Source organism: Flavobacteriales bacterium, from assembly GCA_020635795.1.
Taxonomy (GTDB): Bacteria; Bacteroidota; Bacteroidia; order Flavobacteriales_E; family Vicingaceae; genus Vicingus.
The window spans coordinates 1,368,560-1,394,629 of record JACJZD010000001.1 but is presented as its reverse complement, the minus strand read 5'-3'; the positions used below and the strand labels follow the sequence as shown (position 1 = coordinate 1,394,629).

Sequence of the window (26,070 nt, the reverse complement as noted above, 5' to 3'; positions counted from 1 at the left end):
TAGTCTTATTTTTCGTTCCAAATTTCCCAAGCTTTTTCGGCTTGTAATTGAAGCATTTGCATTCCATTTAAAACAATGGCACCTTGCTGTTTGCCTTCTTTTAAAAATTGGGTTTCAGTTGGGTTGTACACCAAATCGTACAACAAATGTTTGGCGGTAATTTGCGTGTAATCAATGTTTGGTTTTTCGTTGATGTTTGGGTAAGTACCCACAGGAGTAGTGTTTACTATTATTTGATGATTTCTAATAACATATTCGTTCACATCTTCATAACTAATTTCATTTTCGTTTTTAGGATTTCGAGAAACAAACAAACAGTTGATGTTTAATGAAGTTAAAGCATGATAAACAGCCTTAGAAGCACCTCCTGTTCCTAAAATTAAAGCACGTTCTTGCGATATTTCTAAAAACGGTTTTAAAGATTGTTTAAAACCGAAATAATCGGTGTTATAACCAATTAATTTGTTGTTTTTTATTTTTATCGTGTTTACAGCACCTATTTTTTTAGCCTCTTCATCTATCTCATCTAAAACATCCATTACAACTTCTTTGTATGGAATGGTTACGTTTAAACCTCTTAAATCAGGGTTGTTTTTTAAAACAATAGCTAGTTCGTTTATAGAAGAAATATCAAACAAATCGTACTGACAATCGTTGAATTGTTCTTTTTCAAATTTTTCAGTAAAAAACTTCTTCGAAAAAGAGTGGGTGAGCGGGTGTCCGATTAGTCCGTATTTCTTCATTTGGCAGAATATATTTAGTTGTCAAAATTAAAATTTAAAACTCGGTTTACAATAAAATGAAAACAAACGGCGTTATTCGTTTAAACCGACCTATCTAAATCCTTTATTATGAAACCTTTAAAAGACCTGTGCTTTAAAAGCACCCTGCTAATTGTTTGCCTAATATTTTCATCGTTTAGCCCCAAATTTAATTCAACTAATCAATTTGCATTATCTGTTTTTGATGCTTTAGAGCGTAATATGGTAAATTGTGTTATAACCAGTAAAGGTGGGCATCAAGGCAATTGTATTGATATGCTTGTAGAAAATAAATCGCCTAATCGATTGGTGTTAAAATTAGAATCGGGCAGAAATTTAGTGTCGTTAGACTCGAATTCGCAAGATATTTTGGTGGTTAAAGAAGAATTGTTTGTGTTAAATCCATCTCAAAAACAGCAAAAAGAAGTTTTTGGTTTTTGTTCTCAATCGCACAAAAGTTCACCATCAAGTGGAGAAGGTTATATTGTTGGAGAAATGAAAGATAAAAACATCGTGGCATTAACTCAGCATTTGGCGGTTAATAAATACCCTATATCGGCAATGCAACAAGCCATTTGGACAATGACCAATAACCGTGATATTGCTTCTATTTTTCATGAAAATAGAGATTCTATAGAGCGTTTACAAGATTTTGTTGCACAATTTACTAAAACCATGTCGCCTTGGTATTCTATTGAGTATGTTCAGCCCGATTCAGGGTTGGTTTCTGATGTCGCAAAATCAATTCACGGTAATATTGAAAAAAGATTACCTAAAAATGTGGTGGTAAAGATTGTGGTTTTTGATAAGTTTAACATTGCTCAAATACGCACAGAAACAATTACTCGAGAACAAGACAATAAACATCCATTTAGTGTAAACGTTCAATCTTTACCCAAAGGACGTTATCATATTGGGTTTTTCACGCTTGGAGGTAGGCTTGATGAAAAGGTTTTTAGTATTTAATCTAATTAATCTTTATCATCTCACTTTTATTAAATAGAGACGGTGTAGCTAAAATTTTCTTAAACTCATTTTCAGAAGGGTCTATAATTATTTTTTCTAATTTACCGTCTTCATCTCTTAGCTCTTCGGTTTTTGTAATGGTTTTTAGAGTAGTTAAAAAATCCTTGTCGTCAACATTAAATGTATTTATTAGTAATCCGTTTGGCGTTTTGTTGATGATAATAATGCTCCAATTGCTTTTATTCTTCTCATCTTTCATGTTTAGGATATATTTCTTATCCATTTGTTTAAGAAATATATTGTCAGAAAGGTCTATTTTATTAGATGGTTTTGAATTATTATTCAATTCAATTGTTAATGAAGTTGCTTTAAAATAAGTGTTGGCAATGGTTATAGTGTCATTATCACTATTTAAATAAGTACCAATTAATTCATTTGGGAATTGAATTATTTTTTTTCCTTTAATTGGTTGAGGCTTCTTAAACTCAACCGAAATACAAGAGTAAAAAAAAGACGTAAGAAGAAATAGAAAAATGAATCTTTTCATAATCTTAACTATTTAAAAATATAAAGATAGGTATTATTACTTTTACATTTTATGATTAATACAATAGAAACAATTACTGAACAAGATAAAACATTGCTTGAAAAAGGCTTAAAACTTCCCATCATGGAAGAATTTTATACCATTCAAGGGGAAGGGTTTAATACGGGTAAGGCTGCTTATTTTATTCGTGTGGGTGGTTGTGATGTGGGTTGCCATTGGTGTGATGTAAAAGAAAGCTGGAACCCGAATTTACATCCGCTTACAGATATTGATGTAGTGGTAGAGAACATGAAAAAATTCCCGGCAAAAAGTATTGTGGTAACGGGTGGTGAGCCTTCTATTTATAATTTAACTGAACTTTCTCAAAAACTTAAAAAAGAGCAAGTTGAATTATTTATTGAAACTTCAGGAGCATATCCGTTGACTGGAGTTTGGGATTGGATTTGTTTGTCGCCAAAAAAGACCATAAAACCATTAGAAGAGAATTACAAATTGGCTCATGAACTAAAAGTTATTATCTTTAACAAGGATGATTTTAAGTGGGCTGAAGAGCAGTCTAAACATGTAAATAACGATTGTAAATTGTATTTGCAGCCCGAATGGAGTAAAATGGAACAAATGTTGCCAACAATAATTGAGTATGTAAAAAATAATCCGAAATGGAACATTTCTTTACAAACGCACAAATACATGAGAATACCATAACAGTTAAATTGAACAACATGATCAAACAATCCTATTTCCTTGCTATATTTTTTATTTTTTTAACTGTTTTATCGTGTAAAGCACAAGAAAAAAAGTATGGAACTGAGAATAAAAAGGCTATTAAATTTTATGAAGAAGGTAAGGGGTATTACGATTCGCGAAAAAACGATTTAGCCGAATTAAGTTTGCTTCAGGCAATAGAAAAAGACCCGAATTTTGCGGAAGCAGAGTTGTTGTTAGCGTATGTTTACACTGAAAACAACAATACAGAAAAAGCGATTGAACATTATCAGAAATCAATAAACATTAATCCAAATTTATTTCCAGAAGCACATGCTTCGTTAGGTTTGTTGCAGTTTGATTTGGGTAAGTATAAGGAGGCCAAACAAAATTTAGAGAAATATTTGACCTTTAAAGATTCGCCTTTAATGATGAAGCCTTATGCGATTAGTGCGATTAAAAACTGCGAATTTGCATTGGAAGCGATTAAAAAACCAGTTCCGTTTGAACCAATAAATCTTGGAAAAGGTGTAAATACAGAGCTTCCAGAATATTTTCCAGCCCTTTCAGCAGATAATAAATACTTACTTTTTACAAGACGATTAAATGATAAAAGCACTTATTCTGGATATAACGAAGATTTTTTTATCAGCAAGTTTGATGATAATAACTGGATGATGGCACAGCCTTTACAAGGTATAAATAGCTTAAACAATGAAGGTGCTCCAACCATATCGCCAAACGGACAATTTTTAATTTTTACTTCTTGTGAAGACCCATTTGAAGGTTATGGGCAAGGTAGAACAGGTTTAGGCAGTTGTGATTTGTTTTATGCGTATAATATTGGGGGTAAATGGACCAATCCTAAAAACCTAAACAATCCAATAAACACCATGCATTGGGAAACCCAGCCTTCTTTTTCTTCTGATGGAAAAACCTTGTATTTTGTTCGTGGCTTGAAAACTCGGGGTGGAATCAAAAATCAAGACATTTATACTTCTGAATTAAGTGAAGAAGGTACTTGGTCGATTCCAGAGCGTTTAAGCGAGGTGGTAAATACTGTTGGTAGAGAAGAGTCTGTTTTTATACATCCTGATGGTAAAACGCTTTATTTTTCATCTGACGGGCATGTTGGAATGGGTGGTTTGGATATTTACATGACACAAAAAGATGAAAATGGAGTTTGGTCAACCCCTGTAAATTTGGGTTATCCAATCAATACCTTTAATGATGAGAATAGCTTGTTGGTAGATGCTGAAGGTAATTTTGCTTATTTTGCAAGTGACAGAGAGGGCGGTTTTGGTAGTTTAGATTTGTATAAGTTTAAGTTGCCAGATAATATAAAACCAAACATGGTAACGTATTTAGCGGGTAAGGTTTACGATGCAGAAACAAAAGAAGTGTTGCCAGCTCGTTTTGAATTGATAGATTTAAAAACTGGAAAAGTGGCTATTCAATCGTATGCTGATGAAAAAACGGGTGCTTATTTGGTTTGTTTACCAATTAATCAAGATTATGCATTGAATGTTTCTCAAGAAGGATATATGTTCCATTCTGAAAACTTTACTTTAACAGGAGGAACAGTTACTCAACCATTTGAAAAAAATGTTGGGATGAAGAAAATTAAAGTTGGAGAGAGTGTGGTGCTTAAAAATGTGTTTTTTGAAACGGCTAAATTTGATTTAAAAGATAGGTCGAGAGTAGAGTTGGATAAATTGGTGGCGTTTTTAGTGAAAAATCCAAAAATGAAAATTGAGTTGGGCGGTCATACCGATAACGTGGGCGATAAAAAAATGAATCAAGTTTTGTCAGAAAACAGAGCAAAAGCCGTGTTTGAATATTTGGTTAAAAAAGGTATTAATGCTGACCGATTGAGTACCAAAGGTTATGGTGATACGATGCCAATTGCAGATAATGGAACAGACGAAGGTCGAGCAGAAAATCGTAGAACAGAGTTTAAAATTACAGCGAATTAATTTGAAAATTAGTTGGAAGTTGGAAGACAGAAGACGGAAGTTGGTATTGAGCGAAGACTTCCCCTCTTGAGAGGGGGAAGGGGTGTGTTTTTGAAACACTGAAAAACTTAATTAACCTTTAATCCACAAACAAAAAAATGAAAGAAATCGGACATTTTGTAGAATTAGAAGCACTTAAAACCACTCCTCAAGGAATTTATTTAATTACTGACGAGCAAAACGAGATTTTGTTGCCCAACAAATACATTCCAAAATGGTTGGAAATTGGCGATAAAATTGAGGTATTTGTTTATACCGATTCGGAAGATAGACCTATTGCTACAACGCTTATTCCTAAAGTAAAGATTAATGAAATAGCATTACTAAAAGCTGTTGATGTAACCGATTTTGGAGCTTTCTTTGATTGGGGTGTTGAAAAACATTTGTTGGTGCCTTTTTCGGAACAATTTGTAAAAGTAGAAAAGGATAAAAGTTATTTGATTTACTTGTATAAAGATGATGTTACAAATAGAATGGTTGGTACAACCAAGTTTAGCAAGTTTTTAAGAAAAAATCCAATAGAGCTTAAGGTGGGCGATAAAGTTAACTTTATTGTTAGCGGGCAAACCGACATAGGTTATACCATTGTTGTTGAGCAAAAACATTTGGGTATGATTTACAAAAATGAAGTGTTTAAAGATATTCGATTGGGTGATGAGTTTGTTGGCTACGTTAGAAATATCCGTGAAGATTTAAAAATTGATGTAAGCATGAATAGTACTGCTATCGATGAAATTGAAATTTTGTCGAACAAAATTTATGAGAAATTGCTGAAAGAAAAAGGGATTATAAATATTTCTGATAAAAGCAATCCCGATGAAATTTACAACATGTTTCAGGTAAGTAAAAAAGCCTTTAAACGTGCAATAGGTGTATTGTACAGTGAACGAAAAATAAAAATAAATCCAGCAAGTATTGTTTTAGTTGAAAACTAATATTTCTAAAGTTTTAAAACTTTAGAAATGTTTCTAGGAGGTTTTTTCTTTCTCTTTAAATCCTTTTACAATTTCTTCTAAGGTTTTTCCTTGTAATTGAATAGAAGCTTTTGCACCTTCAACCAATGGGTGATCTGGGTACTTGTCGATAAATTCTTGATAGGTTTCTTTGGCTAAAGCATCATCTTTAAGCACATCACCAATAATCATGGCTTTGTAAAATAAGGCAGCACCAGCATGTTTATCTTTTGGGTCGCGTTCTAAAAGCATGTTAAAGTATTTAATGGCATCGTAAGGTCGGTCTAATGCTTTGCAAAGTTCTCCTGCTTTAAACATGTATTCTTTCGATATATCGTAATAACTGTCATGTTGTATGAAATTATCGTAAGCAGTTAATAATTTTTCAGCATATTCTTTATGGAACACAAGACTGTCGCTATAAATAAGTTTGGTGTATTTTTCAATTTCACTTACTCTACCTTCATAATTGTTCAAATCTACTTCTTCGTTTTCAGGTGGAGTAACTTCAACTTTTCCTTCGTTGTTTGTTTCACAGCTTAATAACGTAAATAAAATAATGCTTAAATAAATGTAATTTTTCATGGCTTAATTTTATTGTTTACCCTTTACTAAAGGGAATTTCATTCTATAATTTACTTTAACATTTCCTTTGGCAATATCGTTAAGTTTACCTTTTAATAACTGTTTTTTTAATGGGTTTATTTTGTCGGTAAACAAAACTCCTTCAATATGGTCGTATTCGTGTTGTATTATTCTGGCAGGTAATCCAGTTAGTTTCTCTTCTATCAATTCAAATTTTTCATTGTAGTATTCAACTATCAAGTCGGGTTGACGACTAACATCCTCTCTAATGCCAGGTATGCTCAAGCATCCTTCTTCAAACTTCCATTCCTTACCTGTTTCTTCAATAATTATGGGGTTGATAAAAACACGTTTAAAATCGCGTAAGCCTTCAACATCTTCTTTGTCTTCATCTACAAAAGGAGCTGCATCAACAATAAAAATACGGATAGATAATCCTATTTGAGGAGCTGCTAAACCTACACCTTGCGAATTGTACATGGTTTCAAACATGTCTTCCAGCAATAAGTTTAAATCTGGATAATCTTCATCTATTTCAACGGCTTTTTTTCTTAAAACAGGGTCGCCGTAAGCTATTATTGGTCGTATCATGCAACAAAATTAACATTAATTTTTTGTTCCTTTGCACTTCAAAAAATAATCAAACATGAAAAAGCTTGTTGGAGTACTATTTTTACTAGGTGTGTTTGGGTGTTCAAACCAACCTAAAATAGATACTATTGAATTGAATGGTTTTGCACAAGGTACCACGTATCATATTGTTTACATCAACAGTAATGGCGATAATTATCAGAGATCGATAGATTCTTTGCTCATTGAAATAGATAACTCCTTATCTACTTACAACAAAAAATCCATTATTACAAAATTCAATCAGGCAGATTCTATTTTGGAAGTGGATAAGATGTTTTTGGATGTATTTAAGCGTTCAAAAGAAATTTATGCAGCATCAGAAGGTGCTTTTGACCCAACGGTAACGCATTTGGTGAACGCTTGGGGTTTTGGTTTTCAAAATTTAAACAATGCTGATAGTAATACTATAGATAGCCTGCTTAAATTTGTTGATTTTGAATCAATTGAGATTTTTGAAGGAAACAAAGTTATCAAAAATAAAAAAGAATTAATGTTGGATTTTAACGCCATTGCTCAAGGTTATTCGGTTGATGTAATTGCAGATTTTTTAGCCAATAATGGCATTGATAATTACATGGTTGAAATTGGTGGGGAGGTAAAAGCAGTTGGCAAAAATCGAAATCAAAAATTATGGCGAATTGGTATTGATAAGCCAGTTGAAAACGAAACAGCACGAACCATTGAGGCTATTGTAAACCTGAAAAACAAAGCCCTGGCAACATCAGGTAACTACCGCAAGTTTTACGAAAAAGATGGAATTAAATATTCACACACCATTAATCCAAAAACGGGTTACCCTGTTACGCATACCTTATTGAGTGCTACTGTAGTAACCGATAATTGTGCTGTGGCTGATGCCTATGCCACTGTTTTTATGGTGGTTGGCATCGATAAAGCCAAAGAAATATTGAGTAAAAACAACAAGCTGCAAGCCATTTTAATTTTTGAGAACGAAAACAAAAAATTGGAAACCTTTGTTTCGGAGGGGTTAAAGGAGTTTATAGAGTTGAATGACAGTAATTTATAGATAAACAGCTTATTTTTATCTTTCAATTTGTTTTTTAACAAAAAAAATATCAGATTTGTATATACAATAAGTTTAATAAAATTATAAAAAGAAAAAGAGATGGAAGGAACAGAAAACCATGACAGCGACAACAGAAGAGATGAAGTATTTTCTAAATCAGTAAGAGCAGGGAAGAGAACTTATTTTTTTGATGTTAAATCGACCAAAGGCGACGATTATTATTTAACAGTTACCGAAAGTAAAAGAAGATTTAATGCCGATAACGGTAAATTTTTCTTCGAAAAACACAAGTTGTTTTTATACAAAGAAGATTTTGGAAAATTTACTGAAGGCTTAGAAGAAGCCATCAACAAAATTAAAGCGTTGAAATTAGAACAAGGTGAAGAAGTGGTTGAAAAAGTTGCTTCAGACTATACCGATGTGGATTTTGATGATTTAGGCGATAAATAATATTAATCAATTATAGGTATGAGAGAGCCAGCAATTTAATTGCTGGCTTTTTTATTTTAAGCAATACAAATCTATTGACTAAATTTGCTCCTATGCAAACCAAAAACCATATTAGCGACACCATTTGTGCTTTAGCAACAGCTTCTGGCATAGGTGCAATTGCAGTTATACGTTTATCGGGAGCCGATGCCATTACCATTTGCAACAAGTGTTTTTATGGAAAAGATTTAACTACAGTTGATTCGCATACCATACATTTTGGAACGTTACGCGATGGCGATAAAATAGTGGATGAAGTATTGGTGAGTGTGTTTAAAGATAAAAAATCGTTTACAGGCGAAAATGCAGTAGAAATTTCTACGCACGGTTCGCCTTATATACAGCAACAAGTGTTACAATTGTTGGTAAAGAATGGAGCAAAAGCAGCAGGACCTGGTGAATTTACTTTACGGGCATTTTTAAACGGAAAATTAGACTTATCGCAAGCCGAAGCGGTTGCAGATGTGATTGCATCCAATTCCGAAGCATCCCACCAATTGGCTATGCAACAAATGCGTGGTGGCTTTAGCCAAGAAATTCAAAAATTACGAGAAGAATTGATACATTTTGCTTCGTTGATAGAGTTAGAGCTTGATTTTAGTGAAGAAGATGTAGAATTTGCTGATAGAGATGATTTAAAGCAATTGGTGGTAAAACTTCAAGACACCTTAGTTAAATTAATACGTTCGTTCAATTACGGTAATGTTATTAAAAATGGCGTTCCTGTGGCTATTGTTGGTGAACCTAATGTGGGTAAATCTACTTTATTGAACGCTTTGTTGAATGAGGAAAGAGCCATTGTTTCTGATATTGCTGGAACAACGCGAGATACCATTGAGGATGAAATAGTAATTAACGGAATAGGTTTCCGATTTATTGATACCGCTGGAATACGCGATACCAAAGATGAAATAGAATCGTTGGGGATTAAAAAATCGTTTGAAAAAATTGATGAAGCTTCGATTGTATTGTTGTTGGTGGATGCTGCGGCAATACCCAAGGCACAATTATTAACCGACATTAAAAACATTGAAAATCGTATTGAAGGTAAAAACAAGCGTTTGGTGGTTATTGCCAATAAAGTAGATAAAGCAGAAAAAGCAATAATTGACGAAAAATTTGACGGTATTGCCAACGTGTTGTTTGTATCTGCCAAAGAAAAACTAAACATTGAAGCGATAAAAGAACAATTGTTTAATTATGTGAATTCTGGTGCATTAAACCAAAACGATGTAATTGTTACCAATGCACGACATTACGAAGCGCTAACACAAGCTAACGAGTTTTTAAGCAAGGTATTGGACGGCTTGGATGTTAACATTACTGGTGATTTCTTAGCCATGGACATTCGTCAATCTTTACACTATTTAGGCCTAATTACAGGCGATATTTCTACTGATGACCTTTTAGATAATATTTTCTCCAAGTTTTGTATCGGAAAATAACTAATTTAGAAACTTCAAAATATAACTAATTTAGTGACTAAAGAATATCAAATAGAAGAAAATTTTATTGAGCAACTCAAAGAGCTCAAATACACCTACCGTTCTGATATTAAGGACAGGAAGGCGCTAGAACAAAATTTCAAAACGAAATTTGAGGCATTGAACCGTGTGCGCTTATCGGAGAGTGAATTTTTACGCTTACGAGAAGAAATCATAGAACCTGATGTTTTTTCAGCTTCTAAAAAACTTAGAGAAAGACAGTATTTTCAAAGAGAAGACGGGACTCCACTTCATTATACGTTGGTCAACATCAAAGATTGGTGTAAAAATGACTTTGAAGTAATCAGTCAGTTACGCATCAATACAGAAAACAGTCATCAACGATACGACATCATTTTGCTGATTAATGGATTGCCTGTTGTGCAAATTGAATTGAAGAAGCTAGATGTTTCACACCGTAAAGCCATGCAACAAATTGTGGATTACAAAAATGATCCTGGCAATGGCTATACAAATACTTTGATGTGTTACATGCAGTTGTTTATTGTAAGTAATGGGTCAAGAACAATTTACTTCTCCAACAATAAGAACCAACACTTTCAATTCAACGCTGACGAACAATTCTTGCCTGTGTATGAATTGGCAGATGTAAATAATCAAAAGATTAATAGACTGGACTTATTTGCCGAGAAATTCTTGTCCAAGTGCACACTTGGGGAAATGATTAGCAAGTACATGGTATTGGTGGAAAGCGAGAAGAAACTGCTCGTGATGCGACCATACCAAGTTTATGCGGTAAAGGCTATTGTGGATTGCATTCACCAGAACCGCGGAAACGGTTATATCTGGCACACCACAGGTAGTGGTAAAACCCTAACTTCATTTAAAGCCTCTACTCTACTAAAAGACAATGCAGATATTGAAAAATGTTTGTTTGTAGTTGACCGAAAAGACCTTGACCGACAAACCCGTGAAGAGTTCAATAAATTTCAGGAAGGTAGTGTAGAAGAAAATACCAATACAGAAACCTTGGTAAGACGTTTACTGTCTACCGACTATGCTGACAAAGTAATTGTTACCACCATTCAAAAATTAGGCATTGCATTAGATAGTACCTACAAGAAAAACTACAAAGAGCGTTTAGAGCCGTTGAGCGACAAACGAATCGTTTTCATTTTTGACGAGTGCCATCGCTCGCAGTTTGGTGAAAATCATAAAGCGATTAAAGAGTTCTTCCCCAATGCACAGTTGTTTGGATTTACAGGAACGCCCATTTTTGAGCAAAATGCCACTTATAGACAAATAACAGGTGAAGAAGAAACATTAAAAACCACAGACGCCATTTTTGAAAAGCAGTTGCACGCTTATACCATTACGCATGCAATAGATGATAGAAACGTTCTTAAGTTTCATATTGACTATTTTAAAGGTGAAGGAACTGTAAATGCTAAACCAGGAGAAGCAATTGCCCAACAAGCCGTTGCAGAAGCGATTATCGACAAACACAATGCAGCCACAAATCAACGAAAATTCAATGCGGTGTTGGCAACGGCCTCTATCAATAATGCCATTGAATACTTCCGTTTGTTCAAAGCCATTCAGGAACAAAAGAAAAGTGAGGATGAAGATTATGTTCCGCTCAATATCGCTTGCGTATTTTCTCCGCCAGCCCAACTGATTGCTCAAAATGGCGACCAACAAAGCCAAAAGAATGCAGCTGATATTAAGCAGCTTCAGGAAGATTTAGCACAGGAGAAAGAAGACAACAAGCAAAATCCTGAAGAGAAGAAACAAGCACTGATAGAAATCATTGCCGATTACAACAAACAGTTTGGCACTAATCACGACATCAACAATTTTGATATCTACTATCAGGATATTCAAAGACGCATCAAAGACCAGAAATTCACCAATAAGGACTATCCGCATAAAAACAAAATTGATATTACCATAGTGGTAGATATGTTGCTCACAGGTTTTGATTCCAAATACTTGAATACGCTGTACGTGGACAAAAACCTGAAATATCATGGATTGATTCAGGCATTTTCACGAACCAATCGGGTATTGAACGATACCAAGCCTTATGGGAATGTACTCGATTTCCGTTCGCAACAAGAAGCCGTAAACCAAGCCATAACCCTCTTCTCTGGTGAAGATGGAAGTAAAGCCAAAGAAATTTGGATGGTGGATCCTGCTCCAGTGGTGATTGACCAATACCAAAAGGCAGTGGAAGCTTTGGGCGATTTTATGAAAGAACACAACTTGGTAAATGAACCACAAGAAGTTTACAACCTTCGTGGAGATGCTGCGAAGATTGCTTTTGTAAAAAACTTTAAGGAAGTGCAGCGATTAAAAACCCAACTCGACCAATACACTGATTTGGATGAAAAGCAGCAAGAAACTATTGAAGCCATTCTACCCAAAGATAACTTGCAAGAGTTTAGAAGCTCGTATTTAGAAACGGCCAAACAACTACGAGAAATACAACAAAAAGAAGGTGGTGATGCACCCGAAGACATTCAACAATTAGATTTTGAGTTTGTTCTCTTCGCCTCTGCGGTGATTGATTACGATTACATCATGAGCCTGATTGCCGATAGTACACAGCAAAAACCCTCTAAGCAGAAAATGTCCAAGACTCAGGTAATTAGTTTGCTGAAATCCAACTCCAACCTAATGGAAGAAGAGGAAGATTTGACAGACTACATCAACAGTTTGGACTGGGAAAGCGGAAAAGATGTTGATGCACTCCGCCAAGGATATGAAACCTTTAGAGTAGAGAAATACGACAAAGAACTGGCTAAGATTGCCAACGACCATGGATTGCAAACAGCAGCCTTAAAAACCTTTGTAGAGCAGGTTATGAACCGAATGATTTTTGACGGAGAAAAGCTCACTGACCTGATGGAACCCTTGGAATTGGGTTGGAAATAGCGCAGCAAAGCAGAAATAGCCTTGATGCAGGACTTGGCACCCCAATTAAAAAAACTAGCCCAAGGGCGTGAAATTTCAGGATTAGCAGCTTATGAGTAAGGAGATGAAATTAATACCTGAATTGCGTTTTCCAGAGTTTGAAAAGGAAGGAGAATGGAAAATCGAATCAATAAATGATTTGTGCGAGATATTAAACAATATCCGAAAGCCTGTTACAAGTAGCGACAGGAAATCAGGTGAGTATCCATATTATGGTGCAAGCGGAATAATTGATTTCATAGATGACTATCTTTTTGAAGAGCAACTTTTGCTAGTTGGCGAAGACGGAGCAAAATGGGGTTCTTTTGAAAACACTGCATTTTTGGTAAAGGGAAAATATTGGGTTAATAATCATGCCCACGTTCTGAAACCAATTGGAATTGATGATAAGTTACTTGAAAGCTATCTTGTCAAACTTGACTTACAACCTTATATCACTGGCGCTGCACCGCCCAAGTTAACTTTAGGGAAATTAAAAGAGATTCCTGTTCCAACACCTCAAAAACCCCAAGAACAACAAAAAATCGCCTCTTGCCTTTCTTCTTTAGATGAGCTGATTGCCGCCCACAGCGATAAGCTGGACGCTCTCAAAGACCACAAAAAAGGCTTGATGCAAAATCTTTTCCCGCAAGATGGTGAAACTGTGCCTAAGGTTCGTTTTTCGGAGTTTGAAGGTGATGGGGATTGGCTCCCGACAACTGTCGAAGACAACTGTCTTGTTAAGGGTCGAATTGGATATAGAGGATATACAACTCAAGATATAGTAGGTCAGGGAGAAGGAGCGTTAGTACTTGGCGGAAAGCATATCCAAAATCAACTACTTGAATTAAAAGACCCAACATATCTTAGTTGGGATAAGTATTACGAATCTCCAGAAATTATGGTCGAAGTTGGGCACATTATTTTTTCTCAAAGAGGAACATTAGGAGATTGTGCAATAATTGACAGAGAAATAGGACCAGCAACTATAAACCCAAGTATGGTTTTAATTAAAAATATAACTTGTGATGCTCGATTTCTCTATTACATTTTAATTGGAGATTGCATTCAAGAGGAAGTTCGAAAAAACAGGTCAAACGGTGCAATTCCTATGCTTTCTCAAAAGCAAATCAAGGAATTTTCTTTTCTAATTCCTGAACCTCAAGAACAACAAAAAATAGCTTCCTGTCTTTCGGCATTAGACGCATTAATCACTGCACAAACAGAAAAAATAGAGCAATTGCAGCAGTATAAAAAAGGTTTAATGCAGGGCTTGTTTCCAAAAATTGAAAATTAAGATATGGCAACAACAAACTTCAATAACCTTACGGAAGTAGTTTCCGAATTCCGAAAATATCTCACAGGAGATCATAGAACGCTAAAGGATGTGATTCTTTTCTATGCATACAACGGAACTGGTAAGACGAGATTATCCATGGAATTCAAGGAATTGGGCAAATCGATTAATCCGCCAAGAGACACTTTGTACTTCAATGCTTTCACTGAAGATTTATTCTATTGGGATAATGACCTAGATAGTGATGAACATAGAGTTCTATTACTAAACAAGAATTCTCAGTTTTTTGGAGGGATTGAGAATTTAGATATAGACAATAAAATTCGCCCCATACTGCATAATTATAGCGACTTCAATTTTGTGACCGACTTTAATTATGTGAAACCATCTGATGCTGGTAAAGAGAATCCTGAAACATTCTGGGCTATCAGATTTATTAGAGAAGAATTGGTTGAAGGAACTTCACAGAACGTTGAAAACATTAAAATATCCCGAGGTGAAGAAAATCTCTTTATCTGGTGTTTTTTCCTGGCAATCTATCAACTGGCAATTGATGGTGCTGAAGGCTATGACTGGGTAAAATACATCTACATTGATGACCCTATTTCTTCGCTAGACGAAAATAATGCGATCGCATTAGCATGTGGTTTAGCTTCAATAATGGAAAGTGGTATATATGAGGAAATCGAAGAGGCTGGGGAGAAAAAGAAAGTTGAAAGAGAAAGAAAGGTCAAAGTAGTCTTGTCAACACACCATAGTCTTTTCTTTAATGTTATGTACAATGAAATAAAGATGAAACGGAAAACATTTTTCCTTCATTCAAATGGCTCTCTGGCTTATAAGTTACAGGACACAGATGATACCCCATTTTTTCATCACATAGCCTTGTTGAGTGAATTGGATAAGGTTTCCAAATCTGAGGTGATTCATACTTACCATTTTAATGGATTAAGAACAGTTATGGAAAAAGCAGTGAGCTTTTTCGGCTATGACAAAATTGATAAAGTAATACATGGATTGGAGGATGAAGTACTATTTCATAGAGCCGTGCAGCTCCTTAGTCATGGAAAGTATTCAATTTTTGCTCCATCTCCAATGACAGATGACACAAAAGATTTATTCAAAAAAATTCTTCAAGGATTTCTGGACAAGTACAAATTTAATTTGCCAGAAATCTTTGCACAAGAACAAACAACAGCTGAACAATGACACAAAAAGAACAACATAAAAAACTAGGCGATACCCTTTGGGGCATTGCAAATGATTTAAGAGGTGCCATGAATGCAGATGATTTCCGTGATTACATGCTTTCGTTTTTATTTCTACGCTACCTATCGCACAACTACGAAGAATCTGCAAAAAAGGAGTTGGGTTCTGATTATCCGAACGCTGAGGAGAAAAAAATAAAGGTCGTTGATGATGAATCGGGCAAAGAAGAAGAAATCACCATTGAAGTTTCGCCCTTAACTATATGGTATCGTAACAATGAGAAAGATGCTCCAGAATTTGAAAAGCAGATGCGCAGGAAGGTGCATTATGTAATAGAACCAAAACATCTTTGGAGTAATATTTCCGAACTCGCACGAACACATAGCGAAGATTTATTAATGAATCTTTCTGAGGGTTTTCGCTACATAGAAAATGAGTCTTTTGAAAATTCGTTTCAAGGGCTGTTTTCAGAAATTAACCTTGACTCTGAAAAACTCGGTAAAACGTATAAAGAGCGAAATGATAAATTATGTAAGATAATCAGCAAAATAGCCGATGGTATCAAGAGGATGTCATCTGATGCCGATGATTTAGGGAATGCGTATGAATATTTGATTGGTCAGTTTGCAGCAGGTTCGGGAAAAAAAGCAGGCGAGTTTTATACGCCACAACAAATCTCAACCATCCTTTCTGAGATTGTCACCTTAGACAGTCAAGACCCATCCACAGGCAAGAAAAGTAAGTTGGACAAAGTATTGGACTTTGCCTGCGGTTCAGGTTCCTTATTGTTGAACATACGCAAACGTATCAAAGACAATGGCGGTACAGTAGGCAAAATTTACGGACAAGAGAACAACATCACTACCTACAACTTGGCACGAATGAACATGCTTTTACATGGTATGAAGGACACGGAATTTGAAATCTATCATGGTGACACTTTAAAAAATCAGTGGGACATTTTGAATGAAATGAATCCTTCCAAAAAAACAGAATTTGATGCGATAGTTGCCAATCCACCTTTCAGTTTACGTTGGGAACCGAATGATACTTTGGCAGAAGATTTCCGTTTTAAAAGCTATGGTTTAGCCCCAAAATCAGCAGCGGATTTTGCATTCCTTTTACACGGTTTTCATTTCTTAGGAAAAGAAGGAACAATGGCTATTATTTTACCTCATGGTGTATTATTCCGTGGTGGCGCAGAAGAACGAATTCGTGAAAAGCTGTTGAAAGACAACAATATTGACACGGTAATTGGCTTGCCTTCTAACCTATTTTATTCAACAGGAATTCCAGTTTGTATTTTGGTACTAAAAAAATGCAAAAAAGAAGATGACGTGCTATTCATCAATGCCAGTGAGCATTTTCTGAAAGGAAAAAGGCAAAATGAACTTTCAAAAAAGAACATTGCAAGTATTGTAGAAACTTACAAGTACAGAAAAGAAGCTGAACGCTATTCTCGAAAAGTCTCCATGGAAGAGATTAAAAACAATGGCTACAACCTGAACATTTCAAGATATGTGAGTACGGCTGAGGATGAAGTGCAAATTGACTTAGGAGAGGTAAATGAAAAGCTGACTGCTATTAATGAGCGTATTAAAACAAACACCGAAAAACACAATGGATTTTTAAAGGAGTTGGGGTTAAAAACAATTTGAGGATGAAATTCTAAACCAATTATTTTTTAAAGATGAAATGAGTTCTAATTGAAGAAATATAAAATTTACTCTTCTTTCGACTTATTCAAAATCTCTGTCAGTCTTAGTTTTCGTTGCGCTGTGGTTTCTTTGAGCTTATTCTTTTTCTGATCCATTAACTTGGAGTGTTTTGCCTTGTTTTTGGTATTTTTCTGTTTGGTCATAATTAAATATCCCCTTTAATTATCGAATAGACCAATGTTTTGGTTAATTCAGCTCCGTTGGCTTTGGTTCTAATGTCGTTAAACAAAAACCTAAAATCGCACTCAGTAGCAAAATTACTACAACCATAAGCAGTTTTACCTTTTACTATTTTTCCTTTACCACATTTAGGACAAAGTAATTCATTCTCAGGTTTTTTTGGCTTTTTACTTGCAGTTGTTGTTTCGGTTAATTGCAATTCAAAATGTTCGTTAAAACCCACCGTGCCATCAGTTTTTCCAACATCAGTTTTAAATCCTTTTATGGTACTGGTTTTACCTTTTTGTAGTAATTGTAACAGTTGTTTTTCGGTTAATTTTTTACCCATAAAACTAAAAGGCAACACAAATTTGCAGCCGTTAGCATAATCGCTACAACCGTAAGCGTTTTTACCTTTTAACAATGAGCCTTTTTTGCACTTTGGACAAGTTTGTTCGCTAAGCTTGTTTTTGTCTTTGCTTGTTTTTGCAGGCTTATTATCGGTAATAGCCGAAATTTGAGCGCGGTCTTTTTCCATACGTACTTCGTACACCAAATGATCCACCATTTGTTTCATGTTTTTAATAAACGTACCCGCATTGTATTTTCCCTGCTCAATTTCTTTCAATTGTTTTTCCCAACTACCCGTCAATTCAGCCGAAGTCAACAATTTGTTTTGTATGGTGTCAATCAACTGTATGCCAGTTGAAGTTGGTACCAATTGTTTTTTGTTTCGCTCAATATACTTGCGTTTAAACAGGGTTTCAATAATGTTGGCTCGAGTAGAAGGTCGCCCAATACCATTGTCTTTCATCAATTCACGCAATTCTTCATCGTCAACTTGTTTGCCAGCAGTTTCCATGGCACGCAATAAGGTTGCTTCGGTAAACATGTTGGGTGGTTTGGTTTCTTTTTCTAAAAACGATGGTTCGTGAGGTCCTTTTTCGCCTTCAACGAAATTGGGTAGGAGGTTGCTCTCTTTTTCCTCTTCGGTTTCTTCAATGCCATCAAAAACCACTCTCCAGCCTTTTTCAATAATTTCTTTACCCGTGGTTTTAAAACTTACTTCGTCGGCAGTGCCAATAACTGCGGTGTTGCTAACTGAACAATCGTCGTAAAAAACAGCAATAAAACGTTTGGCTATAATGTCGTAAACCTTTTGTTCGTTTAAGTTTAACTGAGTTTCAACTCCTGTAGGAATAATAGCGTGGTGGTCAGTTACTTTTTTATCGTTAAATACTTTGGTCGATTTACGTATTTTCTTACCCAATAAAGGCTGCGTTAAAACGCTGTAATTGGAAAGGTTTTTAAGGATGTCGTTTACTTTTGGGTAAATGTCGTTGGGTAAAAACGTGGTATCAACTCTAGGGTAGGTAACTACTTTTAATTCGTATAGCTTCTGAACAGTTTTTAAGGTGTCATCGGCAGAGAAACCAAACCTATTGTTGCAATACACTTGCAAGCCCGTTAAATCAAATAATTTAGGTGCGTATTCGTTTCCTGCTTTCTTGGTAACCGATACAATTTCAAAATCAGCAGCTTTTACTTTGTCGGCAAATTTTTGTCCTTCTTCTTTAGTGGTAAAACGCCCTTCTTCGCAATTAAAAATGGTTTCTCTATAAACGGTTTGTAATTCCCAAAAGGGGGTAGGTTTAAAATTTTCAATTTCTTTAAAGCGGTTTACCACCATTGCTAATGTTGGTGTTTGAACTCTTCCAATAGATAATATTTGTTTGTGTCCTCCGTGTTTTAAGGTGTACAAACGTGTGGCGTTCATGCCCAATAGCCAATCGCCAATGGCACGAGAAAAACCTGCGTAATACAAATTGTCGTATTGTTGCGATGGTTTTAGTTTTTCAAAACCTTCTTTAATGGCTTCGGTGGTTAACGATGATATCCATAATCGTTTTACTTCACCTTTGTAACCTGCTTGTTCAATTACCCATCGTTGAATCAATTCTCCTTCTTGCCCAGCATCACCACAGTTAATCACCAATGTAGCTTTATCAAATAAACTTTTTACAATGCTGAATTGCTTTTGAATACCTCCATTGTCAACTACTTTGGTTTTAAACTTATCGGGCAACATGGGTAAGCTGTTCAGGTTCCAACTTTTCCAGTTGCTATAATAATCGTTGGGTTCAAACAAAGTGCATAAATGACCAAAGGTATAAGTCACATAATAGCCATTGCCTTCAAAATAGCCATCTCGTTTAGTGTTTGCACCTAAAACAGATGCAATTTCGCGAGCTACGCTGGGTTTTTCGGCTATACAAACTTTCATGGTTTAATTATCTTACCCTTAATTTTTCACCAATTTGTAATATTTTGTTTCTAGAAATTCTATTTAATCGACAAATGGTATTTATGGAAGTACCATATTTTCTGGCAATCTGACCTAAGGTATTACCGCTTCTCACGGTATGGTACTGAATTTCTTTGAGTAATTTAAGTTCCTTTCTGTAAGCAAAAGTGCATTTAGAGATGCTTAAGGTATCGTAATGTGTTGTAAAATTTTCAAAAGCAATAATATCTCGAGGGTCTATGGCTTCGTCAAAATAACGGATTTCAAAATGTAAATGGCTTCCGTAAGACCGACCAGTATTTCCACCCAATCCAATTACGGTTCCCGAAGAAACGGTTGAATCAACATCAACAAAACGTTTTGAAAGGTGACCGTAAATGGTTTCTAATCCGTTGTTGTGACGAATAACAATAACATTCCCGTAAGATTTGCTGTACGTTGAAATTCTAACTTTTCCGTTAAAAGCACTTACAACAGTATCGCCCGTGTTTAAATCAATATCTGTTCCGTAATGGTAACGCCATCTTCTTCGTCCAAATTCTGAGGTAACATTACCTTTAACAGGATGTGTATAAAAATCGTTACTATCATTTAATACCACAATTAACGAGTCTTTAACTTTTGAAAAATCGAATTTTCTGTTGTGAATGTCATCAGTAACCCAATCGTAAAAATCAGTTGAATCAGAAGTTTCGTTTATGATATCTAAAAACTCATCAAAACGATGTATTAATAAAATGCCATCTTTTGTGGTATCAATGGAAGTGGTATGTACGCTATTTTTTTTAGTGCCTGATGAATCACTTTCTAGGGTGTAGGCTCTTGACTGAAGGCTGAGAAGTACTAATGTTACAAATGAAATGATGATTTTTTTCATAGACCACAAAAGTAGGTAAATAAGCTAAGTTGGAGAAACGAAATTATTAGAATTAAATAGGTCTTTATACAGATTTAAACAAAGCTCTTTCTTTTGAAGTTAAAAAAGCCCATGCCACAATTCGGCTCATTTTATTGCCTTGCTGCATAGGGATGGTCATTGTTTCAAGAGCATTACAATTTTTCAGTTCTTGATATACCGCCGTTAAATTCGATTCTTTTGATATAAGTGTAGAAAACCAGCAGCATGAGTTGCCAAATTGTTTGCTTTCGTTAATCATTCTTTTAACAAATCCAATTTCACCATCTTCAGTCCATAATTCATTATGTTGCCCACCAAAATTCAACACCAGTTTGGGTGTTTTTGTTCCTTTTAAATTTTTCAGTTTTCTTGAAGTTCCTTCTTTTGCCTCAATTTCCGATGAATGAAAAGGAGGGTTACAAATGCTTACATCAAATTTTTCGCCTGTTTGTATAATGTTATTGAACAATTCTTTTGGGTTGGTTTGTAAACGAAGGGTTACATTTTTCGCTAAACGACTGTTTTGTTTTACGATTGTTTTTGCTGATTCTAAAGAAAGCGGATTTATTTCAGCACCTACAAAACTCCAACCGTATTCACTATTTCCAATTATTGGATAAACACAATTAGCACCTACGCCAATATCTAATATTTTAACAGCGTTACCTGTGGGTATTTTACTTTGATGGCTTTTGCTTAATAAATCAGCAATGTAATGGATGTAATCTGCTCTTCCTGGTATAGGCGGACACAAAAAATCTTTAGGAATATCCCAAAATTTAATGTCGTAGTAATGTTTTAAAAGTGCTTGATTTAAGGTTTTTACGGCATCTGGATTAAAAAAATCAATCGATTCGTCATTTAATTTATTGATTAATACAAAAGGTTTTAATTCAGGACAAGTTTTAACTAAAAGCGAAAAATTGTATCGTTCTCGATGTTTGTTTCTCGGGTGTAATGCTAATTTCTCTTTAGGATGAACCTTTTTATGAGTCATTATTTTGATGCAGGATTTTTTGGAGGCATTGGTCCACGTAAATGAATAATTAAACCATTTAAAAAATTACGTAACAATTGGTCGCCACATTCCATGTATTTAGGATGGTCTTCGCTTCTAAAAATAGCCCCTAACTCGCTAGTAGTTATATTAAAATCAACCAATTTGCAAATGTCAACAATGTCGGTATCTCTTAATTTATGAGCTACACGTAATTTTTTTAAGATGTCGTTGTTGGATAAAGCCATTATTCTAGAATTGTTTTAACCCTACCTACAACACCGTTTTCTAGTATTACTTTAATGCCGTGTGGATGAGTAGGTGAGTTGGTTAATATTTTTTTAACTATGCCAGACGTTAAATTTCCAGTTCGTTGGTCTTGTTTTTGAACCACTTCAACACTTATTCCTATTTGTACGTTTTTGCGAAAGTTTCCTGCTGACATAAATGATAATCTAGTTTAACAAAGTTAGTCAATTACTTTGCCCAGTCGTAAACAAATTTTAAGATGAGTAAAAAAACAATCAGTAAATAAAATCGTCTAATAAATTTGTTACCCTTTTTAAATGCCATTTTAGCCCCTAAATAAGAGCCTAACATATTGCTCATAGCTAATGGTATGGCTATTTTATAAACAATGTTGCCAGAAATAACAAAATAGATTAAGGCAGAAATGTTGGTAGCTATATTTATCATTTTTGCATGAGCAGAAGCCATTAAAAATTCCATTCCAAACAAAGTAATAAAAATTAAAATTAGAAAACTACCTGTTCCAGGTCCAAAAAAGCCATCATAAAAACCTAGAAATAAGCCCACTAATGCCGAATAAAAATAGCTGTTGGTATTTAATACTTTTTTTGTTTCGTATTGCCCTAGTTCTTTTTTAACCAAGGTATAAATAAACACCATTACCAATAACCCGAAAATAATTGGTTTTATCAAGTCGTTACTTAAAAATGTAATGAGCCAAGCACCAAGCATTGATGATAAAACAGCGGTAATAATGCCCGGTAATAAAAGTTGGTAATTAATTTTTACAAGTTTCATGTATTTAAAAGTGGCGACGACAGTTCCGCTAAAACCAGAAAACTTGTTGGTACCCATTAAACTTGGAATGGCATACTGAGGCATAAATAAAATTAAAGCAGGTAATTGTATTAATCCACCTCCACCTACAACTGCATCGGTAAACCCTGCTACAAAAGCCAGTAAAAGCACAACAATAAGGTCTTGAAAAATCAAAGTAATGTTAAAAGTATTGTGTTAATTCTAAAGAATGAAGCAACAAATAAAGTTAATATTTATTGAAAAGTAAATACTCTATCAATAAAAAAATATGATATTATCGTTACATTTGTGCCTTGTTTTAAAAACACAAATTATGATAGATATTTTTGAAAAAATCAAAAACAATAGAGGCCCATTAGGTAAATACTCAAAAGAAGCACATGGTTACTTTGCTTTTCCAAAGTTAGAAGGTGAGTTAAACAGTAGAATGACATTTAGAGGAAAACAAGTTTTACAATGGAGTTTAAATAATTATTTAGGTTTAGGAAATCACCCTGAAATTAGAAAAACGGATGCAGAAGCTTCTGCACAATGGGGGTTAGCTTACCCAATGGGAGCTAGAATGATGTCGGGTAACTCAAACTTACACGAACAATTAGAAGCTGAATTGGCTGCATTTGAACAAAAACAAGATGCAATTTTATTAAACTTTGGTTATCAAGGTATGGTATCGGCAATCGATTGTTTAGTAGATAGAAACGATGTGATTGTTTACGATGCTGAATCACATGCTTGTATATTAGATGGTGTTCGTTTACATCAAGGTAAGCGGTTTGTTTACCAACACAACAACATGGAAAGCCTAGCTAGTATGCTTGATAAAGCTACTCGTATAGTTGAAAAAACAAATGGTGGTATTTTGGTTATTACTGAAGGTGTGTTTGGAATGTCGGGTAATCAAGGTAATTTAAAAGACATCGTTGCTTTAAAATCGAAATACAATTTTAGATTGTTTGTTGATGATGCTCATGGTTTTGGTACTATGGGTAAAACAGGAATGGGTACAGGTGAGGCTCAAGATTGCCAAGCTGGAATTGATGTATATTTTGGAACATTTGCTAAAGCGATGGCTAGTATTGGTGGTTTTATAGCTGCCGATGAACAAGTTATTGAGTTTATGCGTTACAACATGCGTTCACAAATTTACGCTAAATCAATGCCTATGCCTTTAGTGGTTGGTAATTTGAAAAGGTTGGAAATGTTAAGAACCATGCCTGAGTTAAGAGAAAAACTTTGGACAGTAGCTAATGCTGTTCAGAAAGGATTTAAAGATAATGGTTTTAATATTGGAACAACCAATACTCAAGTAACTCCGGTAATTTTAAATGGAGATATTCCAGAGGCAACCAACTTAATTTTGGATTTAAGAGAAAACTATAACTTATTCTGTTCTATTGTAGTTTACCCTGTTGTTCCTAAAGGTGTTATTATGTTGAGAATTATACCAACAGCTGTCCATTCTATGGAAGATGTAAAATATACGATTGATACTTTTAAAACAGTTAAAGAAAAATTAGAAAAAGGCGAATATCGTTCTGAACATATTGCTGCAGTTTCTAAGTAATAGAATCAAGTATAAATAAAAAAGCGGGAAGATATCTTCCCGCTTTTTTATTTATACTATTAATTTTTTATAAAGGCCATTTTGGAGTATCTTCATCTTTCCATAAAACGCCCCATTGAACTTCAGAAAGTTTACCATGTTCAAACCAAAAATTAATACTCGAAGCAACAATGCTCATTAATACTTGGTCGTCTTCCATTTCTTCCATTTCAACATCACCCAATTGTAATGGTGCAATAAGTTCTTCCACTTGAGCAACTGTCATTCCAATTACTTTTTTACCTTCTAAAGTGGCAATTGGCGAACTAGTTGATAATGTTGTAAGTTTCCAGTCATCTTCTTCATCAAAAGATGCAGAGATTTCAAAATTATCATAATGCCAAGCTTCAGTTAGATATTCATCATCATCTCCAGCATTGTAGTTGTCAATTTCGGTAGGTTCGCCCAATTGTTTTTTAAATGTGCCTCTTGAAATACCAAACAAAATATTGTTTAAACCTCTTCCGATTTTAATTTCTTGTGAGTTTTCCATTTTAATTTTAAGAATAATAGATTTTATTTAATGTTTAATTTTTTCTTCATTTCTGGTGATAAAGCATCTTTATGAACCATAAAATCAATGGTTTTATATTTTACATAAGCTTCTGACGCGTAAAAGTAACCACTCGTATAATTCTCTTTACCCCAAGAGTTTTTTACGATGTAATATTTCGTTCCTTTTTGGTCTTTTACAATTCCAGTAATGTGCATACCGTGGTCGTCTTGTGTTTCGTAATTATCAAAAGCTACTTGACGCATTTCTTGAGTAATTTCTAATTCCTTTACGGGCTCATCAAAGGCATTGCTTACTTTTTCTGCGCCAGCATCACTAAAGTGTTTGTTATCTCTACCTGATACCGAAATAGTTGCTTCATCCTCAGGAACTATAGCTAAGCCATTACTGAACGAAAAACCTTTTTCAGAAACATCGCTACCCCATGCGATTGAGTAACCTTTCATTACAGCATCATTCATAATTTGTTCCATTTCATTTAACGGAACATTATAAATAGTACCAAAATTCCAGTTATCTGGCACCTCAATAGCAAAAGTTTCGTAAAATGGGTGATGAGTGTATGAACCAATAACGACATAATCGTCCATGTTTAAGCCTAAGCTAGCTGCATAAGTTTTTGGTGTATATTTTTTACCTTGATATTCAAATTCGGTTGGTACTTTACCAAAGTAAGCGTCTAAAATTCCATTGATAGCATTTTGCCATGATGGAGTAAGCTTACGTTGTGGATTTTTAACAATTTGTTCAACTGTTGCTTTTAAAATAGCGTCCAATTCAGCATGGTTATGTTTTTCTTCGCCGTAGTTTAAACCTTTGTAAATTTCTTCTGGTACAATACCGTATTTTTTTATGGTATGAGGTATATCGTGAAAAGCTCCACCAGCTGCAAAATTAATGGTACCGTGCATTCTAACATAATTTATAGCTTTATCTAAGTATGCGTTTCTTACAATAAACATTTCTGATAAAGAGACAGGTTTTTTACCTTTTCTAATAATTTCAGATTCTAAAAATGAAAGAGAAGAAAACGACCAACAAGTACCTGTCCGTCCCTGACTTTGCACATCTAAAGCTTCGATGTCCTTTACCAAAGAGAAAAAGTAATGTCCGTCTTTTTTGTTTTTTAAGGTATCGGTTTGAGCTAAAGAAGTTAACGAAAGTATTGAAATTGATAGGGTAGTAATTATTATGTTTTTTATCATCATGTTTTAATTTTGT

23 protein-coding genes and 1 pseudogene are annotated in these 26,070 nt (G+C 34.6%); 12 read left to right on the top strand and 12 right to left on the bottom strand.

What is annotated here, in order from left to right; genetic code table 11:
* Positions 1-5 precede the first annotated feature (5 nt).
* Positions 6-743, bottom strand: a complete 738-nt coding sequence (locus H6589_06135; GenBank protein MCB9174168.1) for a shikimate dehydrogenase — start codon at positions 741-743, stop codon at positions 6-8.
* A 108-nt stretch (positions 744-851) separates the two neighbouring features.
* On the opposite strand from H6589_06135, the gene H6589_06130 reads away from it, so the two are divergent.
* Positions 852-1,727, top strand: a complete 876-nt coding sequence (locus H6589_06130) for a hypothetical protein (GenBank protein ID MCB9174167.1) — start codon at positions 852-854, stop codon at positions 1,725-1,727.
* A 1-nt stretch (position 1,728) separates the two neighbouring features.
* Here H6589_06130 and H6589_06125 read toward each other — a convergent pair whose 3' ends face one another.
* A complete protein-coding gene (locus H6589_06125; GenBank protein MCB9174166.1) occupies positions 1,729-2,274 on the bottom strand; it encodes a hypothetical protein in 546 nt (181 codons plus the stop codon).
* Positions 2,275-2,397: 123 nt separating this feature from the next.
* Between H6589_06125 and H6589_06120 the strand changes: the two genes are divergently transcribed.
* The 3 genes from H6589_06120 to H6589_06110 all read left to right on the top strand — a co-directional run bounded on the left by H6589_06120 (position 2,398) and on the right by H6589_06110 (position 5,929).
* The gene (locus tag H6589_06120) at positions 2,398-2,979 is read left to right on the top strand and encodes a 7-carboxy-7-deazaguanine synthase QueE (GenBank protein MCB9174165.1); all 582 of its coding nucleotides are present in this window, start codon (positions 2,398-2,400) and stop codon (positions 2,977-2,979) included.
* The gene (locus H6589_06115; protein ID MCB9174164.1) at positions 2,934-4,955 is read left to right on the top strand and encodes a PD40 domain-containing protein; all 2,022 of its coding nucleotides are present in this window, start codon (positions 2,934-2,936) and stop codon (positions 4,953-4,955) included. The genes H6589_06120 and H6589_06115 overlap by 46 nt, the downstream gene beginning before the upstream one ends.
* Before the next feature lie 137 nt (positions 4,956-5,092).
* Positions 5,093-5,929: a GntR family transcriptional regulator gene (locus tag H6589_06110; protein MCB9174163.1), complete on the top strand. Its 837-nt coding sequence runs from the start codon at positions 5,093-5,095 to the stop codon at positions 5,927-5,929.
* A 33-nt stretch (positions 5,930-5,962) separates the two neighbouring features.
* Here the strand turns inward: H6589_06110 and H6589_06105 are convergent, their stop codons facing one another.
* Both H6589_06105 and H6589_06100 read right to left on the bottom strand, forming a co-directional pair.
* Positions 5,963-6,532, bottom strand: a complete 570-nt coding sequence (locus H6589_06105) for a tetratricopeptide repeat protein (GenBank protein MCB9174162.1) — start codon at positions 6,530-6,532, stop codon at positions 5,963-5,965.
* 9 nt (positions 6,533-6,541) lie between these two features.
* Positions 6,542-7,123, bottom strand: coding sequence for a peptide deformylase (locus tag H6589_06100; protein ID MCB9174161.1), 582 nt, complete (start codon positions 7,121-7,123; stop codon positions 6,542-6,544).
* A gap of 55 nt (positions 7,124-7,178) precedes the next feature.
* On the opposite strand from H6589_06100, the gene H6589_06095 reads away from it, so the two are divergent.
* The 7 genes and pseudogenes from H6589_06095 to H6589_06065 all read left to right on the top strand — a co-directional run bounded on the left by H6589_06095 (position 7,179) and on the right by H6589_06065 (position 17,245).
* Complete coding sequence (locus H6589_06095) at positions 7,179-8,192, top strand: FAD:protein FMN transferase (protein MCB9174160.1); 1,014 nt, start codon at positions 7,179-7,181, stop codon at positions 8,190-8,192.
* A gap of 99 nt (positions 8,193-8,291) precedes the next feature.
* Positions 8,292-8,642 (top strand): DUF3276 family protein, encoded by a 351-nt coding sequence (locus H6589_06090; GenBank protein ID MCB9174159.1) that lies wholly within the window; start codon positions 8,292-8,294, stop codon positions 8,640-8,642.
* 92 nt (positions 8,643-8,734) lie between these two features.
* A complete protein-coding gene (gene mnmE / locus H6589_06085; protein MCB9174158.1) occupies positions 8,735-10,126 on the top strand; it encodes a tRNA uridine-5-carboxymethylaminomethyl(34) synthesis GTPase MnmE in 1,392 nt (463 codons plus the stop codon).
* A gap of 33 nt (positions 10,127-10,159) precedes the next feature.
* Positions 10,160-13,162, top strand: a pseudogene (locus H6589_06080) (type I restriction endonuclease subunit R).
* Positions 13,155-14,378 (top strand): restriction endonuclease subunit S, encoded by a 1,224-nt coding sequence (locus H6589_06075; GenBank protein ID MCB9174157.1) that lies wholly within the window; start codon positions 13,155-13,157, stop codon positions 14,376-14,378. The pseudogene H6589_06080 and the gene H6589_06075 overlap by 8 nt, the downstream one beginning before the upstream one ends.
* A 3-nt stretch (positions 14,379-14,381) precedes the next feature.
* A complete protein-coding gene (locus H6589_06070; GenBank protein MCB9174156.1) occupies positions 14,382-15,587 on the top strand; it encodes an AAA family ATPase in 1,206 nt (401 codons plus the stop codon).
* On the top strand, positions 15,584-17,245 hold the full coding sequence (locus H6589_06065) for a type I restriction-modification system subunit M (protein MCB9174155.1): 1,662 nt from the start codon (positions 15,584-15,586) through the stop codon (positions 17,243-17,245). The genes H6589_06070 and H6589_06065 overlap by 4 nt, the downstream gene beginning before the upstream one ends.
* 205 nt (positions 17,246-17,450) lie before the next feature.
* On the opposite strand, the gene H6589_06060 is transcribed toward H6589_06065, so the two are convergent.
* The 6 genes from H6589_06060 to H6589_06035 all read right to left on the bottom strand — a co-directional run bounded on the left by H6589_06060 (position 17,451) and on the right by H6589_06035 (position 22,906).
* Entirely contained in the window at positions 17,451-19,748 is a 2,298-nt protein-coding gene (locus tag H6589_06060) for a DNA topoisomerase 3 (GenBank protein ID MCB9174154.1), read from the bottom strand.
* A 7-nt stretch (positions 19,749-19,755) separates the two neighbouring features.
* Positions 19,756-20,646, bottom strand: coding sequence for a peptidoglycan DD-metalloendopeptidase family protein (locus H6589_06055; protein MCB9174153.1), 891 nt, complete (start codon positions 20,644-20,646; stop codon positions 19,756-19,758).
* Positions 20,647-20,710: 64 nt separating this feature from the next.
* Positions 20,711-21,664, bottom strand: a complete 954-nt coding sequence (gene rlmF / locus H6589_06050) for a 23S rRNA (adenine(1618)-N(6))-methyltransferase RlmF (protein ID MCB9174152.1) — start codon at positions 21,662-21,664, stop codon at positions 20,711-20,713.
* Complete coding sequence (locus H6589_06045; protein ID MCB9174151.1) at positions 21,664-21,912, bottom strand: DUF1456 family protein; 249 nt, start codon at positions 21,910-21,912, stop codon at positions 21,664-21,666. The genes rlmF and H6589_06045 overlap by 1 nt, the downstream gene beginning before the upstream one ends.
* A complete protein-coding gene (locus H6589_06040; protein ID MCB9174150.1) occupies positions 21,912-22,109 on the bottom strand; it encodes a YwbE family protein in 198 nt (65 codons plus the stop codon). The genes H6589_06045 and H6589_06040 overlap by 1 nt, the downstream gene beginning before the upstream one ends.
* Before the next feature lie 32 nt (positions 22,110-22,141).
* Positions 22,142-22,906 carry a TSUP family transporter gene (locus H6589_06035; GenBank protein MCB9174149.1) on the bottom strand — a complete coding sequence of 255 codons (765 nt, stop codon included), beginning with the start codon at positions 22,904-22,906 and terminating at the stop codon, positions 22,142-22,144.
* 142 nt (positions 22,907-23,048) lie between these two features.
* On the opposite strand from H6589_06035, the gene H6589_06030 reads away from it, so the two are divergent.
* A complete protein-coding gene (locus H6589_06030) occupies positions 23,049-24,296 on the top strand; it encodes an aminotransferase class I/II-fold pyridoxal phosphate-dependent enzyme (protein MCB9174148.1) in 1,248 nt (415 codons plus the stop codon).
* A gap of 67 nt (positions 24,297-24,363) precedes the next feature.
* On the opposite strand, the gene H6589_06025 is transcribed toward H6589_06030, so the two are convergent.
* Both H6589_06025 and H6589_06020 read right to left on the bottom strand, forming a co-directional pair.
* The gene (locus tag H6589_06025; protein MCB9174147.1) at positions 24,364-24,828 is read right to left on the bottom strand and encodes a hypothetical protein; all 465 of its coding nucleotides are present in this window, start codon (positions 24,826-24,828) and stop codon (positions 24,364-24,366) included.
* Between the two features lie 23 nt (positions 24,829-24,851).
* A complete protein-coding gene (locus tag H6589_06020; protein MCB9174146.1) occupies positions 24,852-26,054 on the bottom strand; it encodes an aminopeptidase in 1,203 nt (400 codons plus the stop codon).
* Positions 26,055-26,070: the final 16 nt, after the last annotated feature.

Excerpts from the sequence above, each read along its gene's own strand:
- H6589_06135 (MCB9174168.1), bottom strand. The coding sequence starts at position 743 with ATGAAGAAATACGGACTAATCGGACACCCGCTCACCCACTCTTTTTCG.
- H6589_06130 (MCB9174167.1), top strand. The coding sequence starts at position 852 with ATGAAACCTTTAAAAGACCTGTGCTTTAAAAGCACCCTGCTAATTGTT.
- H6589_06125 (MCB9174166.1), bottom strand. The coding sequence starts at position 2,274 with ATGAAAAGATTCATTTTTCTATTTCTTCTTACGTCTTTTTTTTACTCT.
- H6589_06120 (MCB9174165.1), top strand. The coding sequence starts at position 2,398 with ATGGAAGAATTTTATACCATTCAAGGGGAAGGGTTTAATACGGGTAAG.
- H6589_06115 (MCB9174164.1), top strand. The coding sequence starts at position 2,934 with ATGGAACATTTCTTTACAAACGCACAAATACATGAGAATACCATAACA.
- H6589_06110 (MCB9174163.1), top strand. The coding sequence starts at position 5,093 with ATGAAAGAAATCGGACATTTTGTAGAATTAGAAGCACTTAAAACCACT.
- H6589_06105 (MCB9174162.1), bottom strand. The coding sequence starts at position 6,532 with ATGAAAAATTACATTTATTTAAGCATTATTTTATTTACGTTATTAAGC.
- H6589_06100 (MCB9174161.1), bottom strand. The coding sequence starts at position 7,123 with ATGATACGACCAATAATAGCTTACGGCGACCCTGTTTTAAGAAAAAAA.
- H6589_06095 (MCB9174160.1), top strand. The coding sequence starts at position 7,179 with ATGAAAAAGCTTGTTGGAGTACTATTTTTACTAGGTGTGTTTGGGTGT.
- H6589_06090 (MCB9174159.1), top strand. The coding sequence starts at position 8,292 with ATGGAAGGAACAGAAAACCATGACAGCGACAACAGAAGAGATGAAGTA.
- mnmE (MCB9174158.1), top strand. The coding sequence starts at position 8,735 with ATGCAAACCAAAAACCATATTAGCGACACCATTTGTGCTTTAGCAACA.
- H6589_06075 (MCB9174157.1), top strand. The coding sequence starts at position 13,155 with ATGAGTAAGGAGATGAAATTAATACCTGAATTGCGTTTTCCAGAGTTT.
- H6589_06070 (MCB9174156.1), top strand. The coding sequence starts at position 14,382 with ATGGCAACAACAAACTTCAATAACCTTACGGAAGTAGTTTCCGAATTC.
- H6589_06065 (MCB9174155.1), top strand. The coding sequence starts at position 15,584 with ATGACACAAAAAGAACAACATAAAAAACTAGGCGATACCCTTTGGGGC.
- H6589_06060 (MCB9174154.1), bottom strand. The coding sequence starts at position 19,748 with ATGAAAGTTTGTATAGCCGAAAAACCCAGCGTAGCTCGCGAAATTGCA.
- H6589_06055 (MCB9174153.1), bottom strand. The coding sequence starts at position 20,646 with ATGAAAAAAATCATCATTTCATTTGTAACATTAGTACTTCTCAGCCTT.
- rlmF (MCB9174152.1), bottom strand. The coding sequence starts at position 21,664 with ATGACTCATAAAAAGGTTCATCCTAAAGAGAAATTAGCATTACACCCG.
- H6589_06045 (MCB9174151.1), bottom strand. The coding sequence starts at position 21,912 with ATGGCTTTATCCAACAACGACATCTTAAAAAAATTACGTGTAGCTCAT.
- H6589_06040 (MCB9174150.1), bottom strand. The coding sequence starts at position 22,109 with ATGTCAGCAGGAAACTTTCGCAAAAACGTACAAATAGGAATAAGTGTT.
- H6589_06025 (MCB9174147.1), bottom strand. The coding sequence starts at position 24,828 with ATGGAAAACTCACAAGAAATTAAAATCGGAAGAGGTTTAAACAATATT.
- H6589_06020 (MCB9174146.1), bottom strand. The coding sequence starts at position 26,054 with ATGATAAAAAACATAATAATTACTACCCTATCAATTTCAATACTTTCG.